At 64.6% G+C, this 12,438-nt stretch carries 8 protein-coding genes and 2 pseudogenes; 5 read left to right on the forward strand and 5 right to left on the reverse strand.

The genetic code is table 11. The features are described from left to right. The 4 genes and pseudogenes from K359_RS52825 to K359_RS0124245 all read right to left on the reverse strand — a co-directional run. Positions 1–335: pseudogene (locus K359_RS52825) on the reverse strand (IS481 family transposase); the annotation flags it as partial. A gap of 49 nt (positions 336–384) precedes the next feature. Further along, positions 385–3,096, reverse strand: coding sequence for an EAL domain-containing protein (locus K359_RS0124235; RefSeq protein WP_029081659.1), 2,712 nt, complete (start codon positions 3,094–3,096; stop codon positions 385–387). Between the two features lie 107 nt (positions 3,097–3,203). Beyond that, positions 3,204–3,521, reverse strand: coding sequence for a hypothetical protein (locus tag K359_RS0124240; RefSeq protein ID WP_029081660.1), 318 nt, complete (start codon positions 3,519–3,521; stop codon positions 3,204–3,206). A 499-nt stretch (positions 3,522–4,020) separates the two neighbouring features. Further along, complete coding sequence (locus K359_RS0124245) at positions 4,021–4,515, reverse strand: ArsI/CadI family heavy metal resistance metalloenzyme (RefSeq protein ID WP_029081661.1); 495 nt, start codon at positions 4,513–4,515, stop codon at positions 4,021–4,023. A 92-nt stretch (positions 4,516–4,607) separates the two neighbouring features. Here K359_RS0124245 and K359_RS52830 point away from each other — a divergent pair. The 5 genes and pseudogenes from K359_RS52830 to K359_RS0124265 all read left to right on the forward strand — a co-directional run bounded on the left by K359_RS52830 (position 4,608) and on the right by K359_RS0124265 (position 11,811). Beyond that, positions 4,608–4,836, forward strand: a pseudogene (locus K359_RS52830) (hypothetical protein). Positions 4,837–4,910: 74 nt separating this feature from the next. Next, on the forward strand, positions 4,911–5,279 hold the full coding sequence (locus tag K359_RS61480; RefSeq protein WP_156928642.1) for a hypothetical protein: 369 nt from the start codon (positions 4,911–4,913) through the stop codon (positions 5,277–5,279). Between the two features lie 111 nt (positions 5,280–5,390). Then, complete coding sequence (locus K359_RS0124255) at positions 5,391–6,614, forward strand: efflux RND transporter periplasmic adaptor subunit (RefSeq protein ID WP_029081662.1); 1,224 nt, start codon at positions 5,391–5,393, stop codon at positions 6,612–6,614. After that, a complete protein-coding gene (locus K359_RS0124260) occupies positions 6,607–9,831 on the forward strand; it encodes an efflux RND transporter permease subunit (protein WP_029081663.1) in 3,225 nt (1,074 codons plus the stop codon). The genes K359_RS0124255 and K359_RS0124260 overlap by 8 nt, the downstream gene beginning before the upstream one ends. A 138-nt stretch (positions 9,832–9,969) precedes the next feature. Then, positions 9,970–11,811: an alkaline phosphatase family protein gene (locus tag K359_RS0124265; protein WP_029081664.1), complete on the forward strand. Its 1,842-nt coding sequence runs from the start codon at positions 9,970–9,972 to the stop codon at positions 11,809–11,811. A gap of 42 nt (positions 11,812–11,853) precedes the next feature. Here K359_RS0124265 and K359_RS0124270 read toward each other — a convergent pair whose 3' ends face one another. Beyond that, a complete protein-coding gene (locus K359_RS0124270) occupies positions 11,854–12,435 on the reverse strand; it encodes a hypothetical protein (protein WP_029081665.1) in 582 nt (193 codons plus the stop codon). Positions 12,436–12,438: the final 3 nt, after the last annotated feature.

Genomic DNA, 12,438 nt, shown 5'->3' on the forward strand with positions numbered 1-12,438 from the left:
GATGCCGTGGCGCTGGAGACAGCGATGCAGGGATGATCGCGTCAGATGTGGGATGGTCGGCTGAAGCGCATAGAGGCAATCGTCGATTGCGGCAATAGCGTATGCCGCCGGAAAGCAACAATGATCGCCTCCTCCTCGATGGAAAGCACGGTCGATTTGGCTTCCGTTGGGCCTGTCGGGAGATCGGCGACTGTCTCGCGCCCCTTCCACTTCGCGACGGTCTTTTGGTTGATCCCGTAGCGCCTGGCGAGCGCTCTCAGGCTCTCTTGACTATCTTGTATTGCTCGACGGATTGCCTCCGTCGTGGTGGCGCAGCCGTGTAAAACCTGTCCCATAGCGCATCCTTCGAATCAGAATGCACCATCAAAGCTTGGGACTAAATACCTAGGCCGCGTCCTCGACCGCATCGGCTGCGAGCAGCGTCCGGACGTCCTGCGCGGGAACCGGCTTGCTGAACAAATAGCCCTGCATCTGCGTGCAGCCGAGCATCTGCACGGTGTCGCGCTGCTGGTCGGTCTCGACGCCCTCGGCGGTGGTGATCATGTTGCGGTCGGCGGCGATCGAGACCACCGCGCGGATGATCGAGGCCGAGCCGCTGTTGCGGGTGACTTCCTTGACGAAGCTGCGGTCGATCTTGATCTTGTCGAACGGGAAGCGCTGCAGGTATTGCAGCGACGAGTATCCGGTGCCGAAATCGTCGAGCGCGATGTGGACACCGAGCGCGCGGAGCTGGCCGAGCGTGACCAGCGCCGCATCGTCGTCGGCGATCAGCACCGCCTCGGTGATCTCGAGCTCGAGCCTGCGCGGGTCGAGCCCGCTCTCGGCGAGCGCGCTCGCGACCTTCAGCGCCAGCGTCTCCGACTTGAACTGGACGGGGGACACGTTGACCGCGAGCCGCACATGCGCGGGCCAGGCCGTCGCCTCGGTGCAGGCAGTGTGCAGCACCCATTGCCCGATCTCCTCGATCAGGCCGGTTTCCTCGGCAAGGGGTATGAACTCGGCCGGCGAGATCATGCCGCGCACCGGGTGCCGCCAGCGCAGCAGCGCCTCGCAGCCGGTGACCTCGTCGCTGCGCAAATCGACCAGCGGCTGATAGTGCAGCTCGAAGCCGCCGTCGGCCAGCGCGGTTCGCAAGTCGGCCTCCAGCGCCCGACGCAGATTGGCGTGCTTCTCCATCGCCGGGTCGAAGAACCGATAGGTCCTGCGACCGGCCGCCTTGGCGGCGTACATCGCCAGATCGGCGCATTTGAGCAAGTCGAACAGGTCGGAGCCGTGGCGTGGTGCGATCGCGACGCCGATGCTGGCATCGCTCGACAGCCGATGGCCGAGACAGTCGAACGGCGTGCGCAGCGACTGATAGACGCGCGCAACCAGGTCGCTGACGTCGTCATCCGAGGCAATGTCGCGCTGGACGATGGCGAACTCGTCGCCGCCGAGCCGCGCGATGAAGTCGCCCGAGCCGACCGATTGGCGCAGCTTTTCGGCAACGCGCCGGAGGAATTCGTCGCCGATCAGATGACCCAGCGTGTCATTGATCCGCTTGAACTCATCGATATCGATATAAAGACTCGCGAACTCGCGCGCCGTCGGCTCGAGCAGCAGCCCTTCCGCGTGGCGCTGCAGCAGCGTCCGGTTCGGCAGATTGGTCAGGGCATCGTAATGCGCGAGATATTCGATGCGCGCCTGCGCGCGCCGCCCTTCGGTGACGTCCTCGAGCGTGGTGGCCCAGCCCCCGTCGGGCGAGCGCTTGTAGATCAGATGGATGCTGCGGCCGTCCGGGATCGTGATCACAGCGTCCTGGACTTTGTCGCTGTCCGGGTTGATGAAGCGCGCGCAGTACGCATCGACATCGCCGACGAAAGAGCCGGTCGCCTGGCGATGCAGGATCAGGTCGCGCAGATGGCATCCCGGCTTGGCGATGTCGGGCGAGAGGCCGAACATGTCGATATATTGTTGATTGCAGATCACGAGCCGCGCCGAGTCATCGAACAGCAGCAGACCCTGCGTCATGGTGTTGATGGCGGTGTCGAGCTGCTGGCTCTGCTCGGACAGCCGGCGCTGAGCCGCGTCGTGCTGCCGCCGCAGCTGCCGCACGATCAGGAAGATCGTCATGATGACAATCAGCACCGCGAGCACCGCAGCGCAGAACTGCAGCTTGGTCTGGGCACGCCAGTCCTCCAGCGCGCTCGAGGTTCGCGTGGTGGCGAGGATCAGGATCGGAAAGTGCGACAGTGACTTCACGGCCCCGACATTTTCGTCGCCCGACGCGCCGACGAAGCGTCCCGACAGATTGCCGCCAAGACTGATGACCTTCCGGAACGCCGGCTGATCGGCGATGTTGCGGCCAACCACGCTGGCATCCTGCGGATAGCGCGCGATGATGGTACCGTCGCGGTGGATGATCGAGATCACGGTGTCGCCGTTCAGCGCCAGCGAGGCCACGAAATCCTCGAAATGGCTCGGCTCGACGCCGCGGCTCGCAAAGCCGATGATCTCGCCATTGCGCCCGGTGATCTTGCGCGCAAAGATCGTGGTCCAGTTGCCGGTCACCTTGCTCATCGCCGGCTCGACGATCACGGGCGACGTGGGCCGTCCCGAGGTGAACTCCTGGAAATAGCGCCGGTCCGCGACGCTGATGTCGGGCACCGGCCACATCTCAGACGAGTTGATCAGCCATCCCTTGGCATTGAACAGATTGAGCCCGCCGACATGCGGCAGTGTCGCCAGCCGCGTGCGCAGCATTTCGTGCGCGCTCAGCAGGGACATGCTCTTTTCGAACTGATCGGCGGTCTCGACCTGCTCGGCCCGCAAATAATTCACGACGTCGTCGTGGACGTGCTGGAGATCGACAAGCTGCTGGTCGAAATGCCGCGACAGCAACAGCGCGGTGTTGTTGAGCTCGCGTTCGGACATCTCGAGCGCACGCTCGCGAAACTGCAGCGCAAGATAGCCGGTGCCAAGCGTGATCGCGAGCACCAGCAGCGCGGCACTCAAGACGAGCCACTGGATGGCGCCCATCCTTGTGGTGCGCGACACACCTTTGATCGACAGCCGCCGGTATTCCGGCATCGCGCTGTTCGTGGAGACAACCGACATTTTCCGCCCCTTGCGGCTGCCCTTGTAGGGGAACACAACCCAAGGGGCGGTTAGGAAAATCAGTTATCGGACGGTTAAGAGGAATGCAGACCAGAAGCGATCCACCGTCAGGAGACAGCTCCGGACGCCGCGCCGGCCTCCTTCAGGCTGCACTCGATCAGCGCCCCCTCGATGGTGAATTTCGAGAACGGTGAATATGGCGTCGCGACCTTGAGCGCAGCGAAGAATTGCGAATCGCCCGGGCTCTTCAGAAGAAAACGGATATGGGTGGCCGACAGCGCATCCCTCGACAGCCAGACGACACCCGAGAACAGCGCCACGAGCATCTGCCCGTAACTGCCGGAATCGGTGAGGCCGAGATCATAGATCGGAGAGACGTTGACGAACCGCGCACTGAGCGCCGGCCCGGTATACTTGCTGATCAAGAGACGTCTCACCTGGCAGACCGCATGGACGCGCTCGCCGTCGGTCAGGTGATACAGCCCCTGGCTGTCGCCCTCTCTCGACGCCAGCGCCTCGAAAGCGGTGATGCCTCCGATGGTGGAAAATCCTCACCGACGCCTTCAGCGTCCTTCCTCCATTGTGCCTTGATGTGACGCCAGGACCGCTCGGGATCCTTGAGTGGCAGAAGCCGCATGGTTGACCGGCGGTTAGCGCGGGGGGCAGTTGATCGCGGGATATTATGTAGCAGGCATTAAGCCTTTGCTTACAGCGGTAGCGTGGTGCGTCAGCGCCCGCGAGGTGCCTCAAACCGTTCATACGAAGATCGGCTAGAATCTACTGCTGCATTCAAGCGGCGATAGGCAGTCGGCCAAGTCCACCACCGCCGATTGCAGCGGGCTCCGAAGTCCCACCCGATGGCCGGACGGAATACCCACGACCGGCGAACGCGTCGACGCAATTCATCGACGCGAATTGTTCTGTTCAGGAAAGGCAGCAGCTCGATGTCTCTGAAGGCGCGATCTGGGGCTGCGGCGCGCAGCACGCGCTTTGTGTCTCGCCCGGCTTCTCGTGCGCGACGCGCGCGGTTCGCTCGCCGGTGCCGTCGCCATAGACGATGCTCTCGCCCGTCGTATGGAACGTCTCCCACGCGATCCCGGCGGGATCGTCGATCCACGACTTCTCCGACTTGGCATAGCAGCACACCGTCTGGCCCTGCTCGATGACCTCGCCGCCTGCCTTGCGCAGCCGTCCATAGACCTCGCCGAGCTCTTCCGCGCTCTCCACCTGAATGCCGAGGTGATCGAGGCCCGGCTCGCGGCCGCGGCTCGAGATCGCGAAGTTGACGCGGGGATCGTCGAGCATCCATTTGGCATAGTCTGACTTCACGACCGTAGGCCCAGCCCCGAACAGCGCCGAGTAGAAGCCGATCGATTGCGAAATGTCCTTGACGGCGACGTGAACATGCATGCGCTTCATGGGGGAGTCCTTCCGGGCGGCGACGCTGGATGGATATTCCACCCCAGGCATGCTCAGATATCAACATCGATATAACGAGGTTCACCTGCGCGATGGATGCGCTCACGCTGTTCGGTTTGTTCGCCGTGACCATGATGCTCGTCTGCTATGCGGCCGAAGATCGCAGCCCCTGGTTCATCCTGGCCTTCGCGGTCTCCTGCGCGCTCGGCTCGGCCTACGGTTTCCTGCAAGGCGCCTGGCCGTTCGGGCCTGGTCGAAGCGATCTGGGCCGTCGTCGCGGCGCGCCGCTGGCTGATGCGCCGAACCGCAGATAGCGTGTAACGTTATAGTATCCACGGCCAATCTGTCGCGAACCCAAACTTGAATGTGCGCGGTCGCGGCGCTAATGAGGTGCCATGGACGCTTCGCGCACCATGATTCAGTCTTTCCTTCACGCAACAGGATCGCGCCGCTGGCGCAGCCTGCTTGCGGGACTGATTTCGCTTGCGCTGGTGCTGTCGCTGTTTCACCCCTGCGCCTGCGACAGTGTCGACGACACTGGATCTGCTGTCTCGATCGCACAATCGAGCAGCGAAACCGGCGATAAGGCTCCTGCTCATCCGGCTTCGCTTCACTGCGATCACTGCCTGACGCACGTCGCCCCCATGATCCCGCAGGATACTGTGATCGCCATCGCGTACGCGCCGCATACATATAGTGACGCGAGCGTGCAGCCGCCGGCTTCAGCCGGTCACCTCTCCCCGTTCAAACCACCACGCGCCTGATCCGGCCGGCTTAACCGGCCGCGACTCGCCGCCGTCAGGCGGCGAGCATGTTTCCGCACAGAACGAAGTTGCGACGGCGCACGGCCAGGAGCGTGCGCTGCGGAGGCGCAGATGAAACGGATCATTCTATTTTTCGCCGGCGTCGCCGCCGGCATTGCACTGGTCGTTCTGGCAGCCGGATGGATCGGCTGGCCGGTCCAATTTCCGGCCACGACGCAGGAGACTGCGACCGCGGGCACAGCGAAGGCCGAGGCCAAGCATGAGGCCGCCGGACATATCGAGCTGAGCGAAGACCAGATTCGCGACGCCGCCATCACGCTCGCGCAAACCAGCGGCGGCATGTTGAAGCGGCATTTCCTCGCGCCGGGTTCAATGATTCCCGACGCCGACCATATCGGCCGCGTCTCGGTGCGCGTGCTTGCGACGGTCACGGAACTGCGCAAGCGCCTCGGCGACGTCGTCGAGAAGGGCGAGATCGTGGCTGCGATCGAAAGCCGCGAGGTGGCCGACGCCAAGAGCGAATACCTCGCCGCGCGGCTCACCAACGATCTCCGGCAAACCCTCTACGCCAGGCAAAAGACGCTGGTCGAGACCCGGGTCGTGTCGGAGAACGAGTTCCTGCGCACGCGGCTGACCGCGAACGACGCCCAGATCAAGCTCGACGGCGCACGGCAGAAGCTGTTTGCGCTGGGCCTGTCGGAAAGCGAGATCGCCGACCTGCCGAACCAGCCGCCGGAGAGCCTGCGAACCCAATTCCTGCGCTCGCCAATCTCAGGCCGGGTATCCGAACGGCGCGTCGATCTTGGCGGACTGATCGGGCGCGAGGGGCAGGAAAGCGAACTCTACGTCATCGTCAATCTCGACGATGTCTGGGTCGATCTGGCGGTTTCACCCGAGGACATCGCCGCGGTCCGCGAAGGTCTGTCTGTCAAGATTCGCGCCATCGGCACCGAGGATGAGACCAGTGCGGATGTAATCTTCGTCAGCCCCCTGCTCGACCGCGATACCCGGAACGCGCGCGTGATCGCGACCCTGCCCAACAAGGACCACCGCTGGAAGCCCGGCACCTTCGTCACCGCAGAAGTGCCGCTCGGAGACGCGCCGTCGACCGTGATCGTCTCGAAGAAGGCGATTCAAACCATCAAGGGGACGCCGACCGTGTTCGTGCGGGATGCCGATGGCTTTGAGGCCAGGTCGGTGCGGACCGGCCGTGAAGACGACGACGATATCGAAATCGTCGCCGGCCTGTCAGCCGGCGAAACTATCGCGGTGCAGAACACCTTCACGCTGAAGGCCGAGATCGAGAAGGACGAGGCGGAGCACGACCATGATTGAGCGCATCATCGGCCTTGCCATCCAGCGGCGCTGGGTCGTCGTCACTCTCGCCGCGATCGCGATGTTCCTCGGTGGCCTTGCGCTGACCAGGCTGCCGATCGACGCGGTGCCCGACATCACCAACAAGCAGATCCAGATCAATACGCTCGCGCCGGCACTGTCGCCGGCGGAAATCGAGAAGCAGGTCACCTTCCCGATCGAGACCGCACTAGCAGGGGCGCCCGGGCTGGAAAGCACGCGGTCGCTGTCACGCAACGGCTTCTCGCAGATCACCGCGGTGTTCAGCGAAGCGACGAATATCTATTTCGCCCGCCAGCAGGTCGGCGAGCGCCTGACGGAAGTCCGGGCACGCCTGCCGCAAGGCGTCGAGCCGCGGATGGGCCCGACCTCGACTGGCCTTGGCGAAGTCTACATGTGGTCCGTGCATTTCTCCGGGCAGCCGGCGCCGGCCAACGGCGCGCCGGGTCTGCAGAGCGACGGACGCTTCCTCACGGCTGATGGCCAGATGCTGCAAAGCGACGTCGAGAAAGACGCCTATCTGCGCACGGTGCAGGACTGGATCATCAAACCGCGGATCAAAATGGTGCCGGGCGTCGCCGGGGTGGATTCGATCGGCGGCTACCTCAAGCAGTACCACGTCTATCCCGACGCGGCGAAGCTGATCGCGCTCGGCCTCACCTTTGCCGACGTCGCCAGGGCCATCGAGAGCAACAATGTCAGCCGCGGCGCGCGCTACATCGAGCGCAATGGCGAAGGTCTTGTGGTTCGGTCCGGCGGCCGTCTCCAGAACATCGATGAGCTCGGCGCCGTCGTCGTCACCACCCGTGGCGGGGTTCCGATCAGGATACGCGACATCGCAACCGTGTCGATCGGCGGCGAGACCCGCACCGGCAGCGCCAGCGAAGACGGCCGCGAGGTCGTGGTCGGCGTGGCGCTGATGCTCATCGGCGCCAACAGCCGAACGGTGTCGGCCGCAGTCGACGCGCGTCTTCGGAGCATCACGCCGTCCCTGCCCCCCGGTGTCGAGGTCACGACGGTGCTCGATCGCACCGAGCTCGTCGATGCGACCATCGGCACCGTGGCTCGTAACCTCTCTGAAGGCGCGTTGCTCGTGATCGCGGTGTTGTTCATGCTGCTCGGCAATTTCCGCGCCGCGCTGATCACGGCCCTGGTGATCCCGATCGCGATGCTGATGACGGCTATCGGCATGTGGCAGGGGCGCATCAGCGCCAATCTGATGAGCCTCGGTGCACTCGATTTCGGCCTGATCGTCGACGGTGCCGTCATCATCACCGAGAACAGCCTGCGTCACCTCGCCGAGAAGCAGCGCGCCCTTGGCCGCGTGCTGACGCGCGACGAGCGGCTGGCGACGGTGCACGCCTCCGCGGTCGAAATGGTCCAGCCGAGCCTCTACGGCCAGGCCATCATTCTGCTGGTCTATGTACCGCTCCTTACCTTCACCGGGGTCGAAGGCAAGATGTTCGAGCCGATGGCGCTAACGGTGATCCTCGCACTTGCCGCGGCCTTCGTGCTGTCGCTGACCCTGGTTCCCGCGCTGATCGCGATCTCCATCAGCGGCCGCGTACAGGAGGAGGAAAACCGCCTCGTTGCCACACTGAAGCGCTGGTATCACCCCCTGCTGCGGCGGGCGGTTGCAACACCGATCCCGGTCATCGCAGTGGCGGTCGTGCTGTTCGGGGCCGCCCTGTTCGGTTTCTCTCGCCTCGGCCAGGAGTTCATCCCGTCGCTCGACGAGAAGAACATCGCGATGCACGCCCTGCGGATTCCCAGCACGTCGCTATCGCAGTCGCAGGCGATGCAGCTCTCGGTCGAAAAGACCGTCAGCCGCTTTCCGCAGGTGTCGTTCGTCTTTTCCAAGACCGGCACCCCGGAAGTGGCGAGTGACCCGATGCCACCGAATGCGTCCGACACCTTCATCATGCTGAAGCCACGTGAGCAGTGGCCGGATCCGTCGATGACCAAGGAGCAGTTGATCGGGGATATCTCGAAGGCGGTCGGCCGGCTGCCTGGCAACGTCTATGAATTCACCCAACCGATCCAGATGCGCTTCAACGAACTGCTCGCCGGCGTTCGTGGCGACATCGCGGTCAAGGTGTTCGGCGACGAGTTCGAGCCGATGCAGAAGGCTGCCAACCAGGTTGCGGCGGCGCTGCGGAGCGTGCGCGGCGCGACCGACGTCAAGGTCGAGCAGACGAGCGGCCTCCCCATCCTCGAGATCAAGGTCGACAAGGCGGCGATTGCCCGGCGCGGTTTGAGCGTCTCCGCAGTGCACGACGTGATCGGTACCGCGGTCGGCGGCCAGGATGCCGGCGTCGTGTACGAGGGCGATCGCAGCTTCGACATCGTGGTGCGATTGCCGGAGAGCGTGCGCTCCGATCTCGAGGCGTTGAGCAATTTGCCGGTCGCATTGCCGAAGGCAACGCCGAACTCACCTGTGCAGAGCCTGCCGCTCAACCGCGTCGCGCAGTTCTCCTTCACCGAAGGGCCGAACCAGATCAGCCGCGAGAACGGCAAGCGCCGCATCGTGGTCACCGCGAATGTCCGCGGCCGCGATCTCGGCTCGGTGGTCGAGGAAGCCCAGGCCAACGTCGCACAATCGGTGAAGCTGCCGCCGGGCTACTGGATGACCTGGGGTGGCCAGTCGGAAAATCTCGCGGCGGCGCGCCAGCGCCTTGCCGTCGTGGTGCCGGCCTGCTTTGCGATGATCTTCCTGTTGCTGCTGGCGGCGATGGGCTCGGCGCGCGATGCCCTCTTGGTGTTCAGCGCGGTGCCGCTGGCGCTGACCGGCGGCATCGCGGCGCTGTGGCTCCGCGGCATGCCGTTCTCGATCTCGGCGGCGGTCGGCTTCATCGCGCTCTCAGGCGTTGCGGTGCTGAACGGGCTCGTGATGCTGAGCTTCGTCCGGCAATTGCGCGAGCGCGGCGTGCCGTTGCGGGAGGCCATCGAGCAAGGCGCCCTCACCCGTTTCCGGCCCGTCGTGATGACCGCGCTGGTGGCCTCGCTCGGCTTCGTGCCGATGGCATTCGCCACCGGAACCGGCGCCGAGGTGCAGAAGCCGCTCGCCACCGTCGTGATCGGCGGGCTGATCAGCGCAACCCTGTTGACGCTTGCCGTGCTGCCTGCGCTCTATGCACGGTACGGACATGCCGGTAGTGCTGCGCGCAATGAGAGAGCCGCGACTCAGCCCGCGGAATGAAGGTGTGCTGACCGGCCGTCGCCAAGAAAAATCCGGCAGTTTCGGCGCCGAGCAGACACTGTAACATTTCTGTCATGTGGCAAAACTAAACGAAGGCGGCGGCGGGCTGCCGCGGGCTTCATTTGGGGGAATTAAAGAATGCGTCGAGCCATTACGTTACTGTCCGCGAGCATGATCGCGCTTTCGGCGGGCGCCGCCGCGGCGCAGAACGCCAAGCCCCGCAACCTCATCCTGTTCGTTCCGGACGGCCTGCGCGGCGGCATCGTGACGCCGGAGACGGCACCGACGATGGCCGAGATCCGCGACAAGGGCATCAACTTCAAGAATTCGCATTCGCTGTTCCCGACCTTCACGATGGCGAACAGCTCGGCGCTCTCGACCGGGCACTATCTCGGCGACACCGGCACCTTCTCCAACACGATCTATACCGGCTACACCTCGGTGCCGGCCGGCGACACCGTGGTGCCGTTCATCGAGAACGACGCCGTGCTCGCCGATGTCGACGATCACTTCAATGGCGACTACCTCAACGAGGAGACGCTGTTGAAGATGGCCCGTGGCCAGGGCTTTAGCACCGCCGCCATCGGCAAGGTCGGCCCGACTCTGCTGTTCGACCACACCGATCGCGGCAAGAACACGATCGTGGTCGACGATTCCACCGGCGGCAAGACCGGCGTGCCGCTCTCCGACGAGGTGAAGGAGGCGCTGACCAAGGCCGGCCTGCCGCTCGCCACCCCGAGCCGCGGCGACAACGCCAAGGCCGGCGACGCCAAGACACCGGGCACGACGGTCGCCAACGTCGCCCAGCAGGCCTACATGGCCGATGTCGCGACCAAGGTCGTGCTGCCGATGTTCAAGGCGCGCAACAAGCCGTTCGTGCTGGTGTTCTGGTCGCGCGATCCGGACGGCAGCCAGCACAACACCGGCGACAGCCTCAACACGATCACGCCGGGCATCAACGGCCCGACCTCGATGGCCGGCATCAAGAATGCCGACAACAACCTCGCCCAGCTCCGCAAGGCGCTCGACGAACTCGGGCTTTCCGCCAACACCAACATCATGGTCTCCTCCGACCACGGCTTCTCGACGATCTCGAAGGAGAGCAAGACCAGCCCCTCGGCCAAGATCGCCTTTGACGACACGCCGAAGGATTTCCTGCCGATGGGCTTTTTGGCGATCGATCTCGCCAAGGCGCTGAACCTGCCGCTGTTCGACCCCAACGACAAGAACGCCAAGGTCACCGACAACGCCCATCCGAAGGCCGGCAACGGCGTGCTCGGCCAGGACCCGGCCAAGCCCGATGTCGTGATCGCGACCAATGGCGGCTCGGACCTGATCTATCTGCCGAACCGCGACAAGAAGCTCGCCGACCGCGTCATCAAGGCGCTGCTCGAGCAGGATTATGTCAGCGGCCTGTTTGTCGACGACAAGCTCGGCAACTTCCCCGGCACGCTGCCGATGTCGAACCTCAATCTGAAGGGCAAGGCAGTGACGCCGAACCCGTCGATCGTGGTCAATTTCCGCTCCTGGTCGAGCGGCTGCGCGATCCCGACCAATTGCTCGGTGCAGATCGCCGACACCGTGCTGCGCCAGGGCCAGGGCATGCATGGCAGCTTCAGCCGCGGCGACACCTTCAACTTCACCGCGGCGATCGGGCCCGACTTCAAGGCGGGCTATGTCGATCCGCTGCCGGTCAGCAACGCCGATGTCGGCATGACCGCCGCGCAGCTGCTCGGCCTGCGTGCGCCGAACAATGGCGGGCTGATCGGCCGGGTGATGTCGGAAGCGCTGCCGAACGGCATCGTGCCGAAGATGGCCGAGGGCACCCTGATGTCGAAGAAGCCGTCGGCCAATGGCCTGCGCACTGTGCTGAAATTCCAGCGCGTGCTCTCGACCCGCTATTTCGACGTCGCCGGATTCCCGGGGCGGACGCTCGGGCTCGAGGAGACCGACGGCAAACAGAAAACGGCGGGGAAGTAATCCCCGCCGCTCTCGTCAAGATTAGTCACTCGGGATGATGGCCTACATCATCCCGATGTCGAACACGTTGGGCAGTTGGGCTGCGAGCGGCAGCGCGGTCGCGCCGACCAGCGTCGCCACCATCGCCGCCAGCGCACGGCCGGTGCGGCGCTGGCCGCGCATCTGGCCCGCGATCCATTCCAGAACCTTGGTGTCGATCTTGGCGCCTTGCGTCGGCGCCCAGCGATCGATCTCGGTGTCGGGCGACAGCGCCACCGTCCGCGGCGGCACCGGCAGGCCGGACTCCGAGGCGGCATGATGGGCGATCGCCTTGGCGAGCAGATCGTCGAACCTGCCGTCATCGCTGCGCTCGGCGGCGGCCTCGTTGATCGAAAACAGTGCCTCGATCTCAGCCCGGCTGACCGGCTGATGCTCGACCGCGGCCGCCGTCAGGATGAGCGCGCACCAGGCTGCGTCATCGGCGTCGAGTGAGCGGGAGAAATGGATACGGCCCTTGGTGGTCGGGCCTTCGCCGGTGATCACGCCGTCGCGCACGATGGTCAGCGCATGGGCAGCGGTCTTGCGGCAGGATGGATGTAACGCACCGCTGAGAGCCTCAGCGGTCTTGGTACTTGGGGCGGACATTGT

Source organism: Bradyrhizobium sp. th-b2, assembly GCF_000426785.1.
Lineage (GTDB): Bacteria > Pseudomonadota > Alphaproteobacteria > Rhizobiales > Xanthobacteraceae > Bradyrhizobium > Bradyrhizobium septentrionale.

What these genes read in the sequence shown, in the direction of transcription:
- K359_RS0124265 (WP_029081664.1), top strand. Translation starts at nt 9,970, where the DNA reads ATGCGTCGAGCCATTACGTTACTGTCCGCGAGCATGATCGCGCTTTCG.
- K359_RS0124260 (WP_029081663.1), top strand. Translation starts at nt 6,607, where the DNA reads ATGATTGAGCGCATCATCGGCCTTGCCATCCAGCGGCGCTGGGTCGTC.
- K359_RS0124270 (WP_029081665.1), bottom strand. Translation starts at nt 12,435, where the DNA reads ATGTCCGCCCCAAGTACCAAGACCGCTGAGGCTCTCAGCGGTGCGTTA.
- K359_RS61480 (WP_156928642.1), top strand. Translation starts at nt 4,911, where the DNA reads ATGGACGCTTCGCGCACCATGATTCAGTCTTTCCTTCACGCAACAGGA.
- K359_RS0124245 (WP_029081661.1), bottom strand. Translation starts at nt 4,515, where the DNA reads ATGAAGCGCATGCATGTTCACGTCGCCGTCAAGGACATTTCGCAATCG.
- K359_RS0124255 (WP_029081662.1), top strand. Translation starts at nt 5,391, where the DNA reads ATGAAACGGATCATTCTATTTTTCGCCGGCGTCGCCGCCGGCATTGCA.
- K359_RS0124235 (WP_029081659.1), bottom strand. Translation starts at nt 3,096, where the DNA reads ATGTCGGTTGTCTCCACGAACAGCGCGATGCCGGAATACCGGCGGCTG.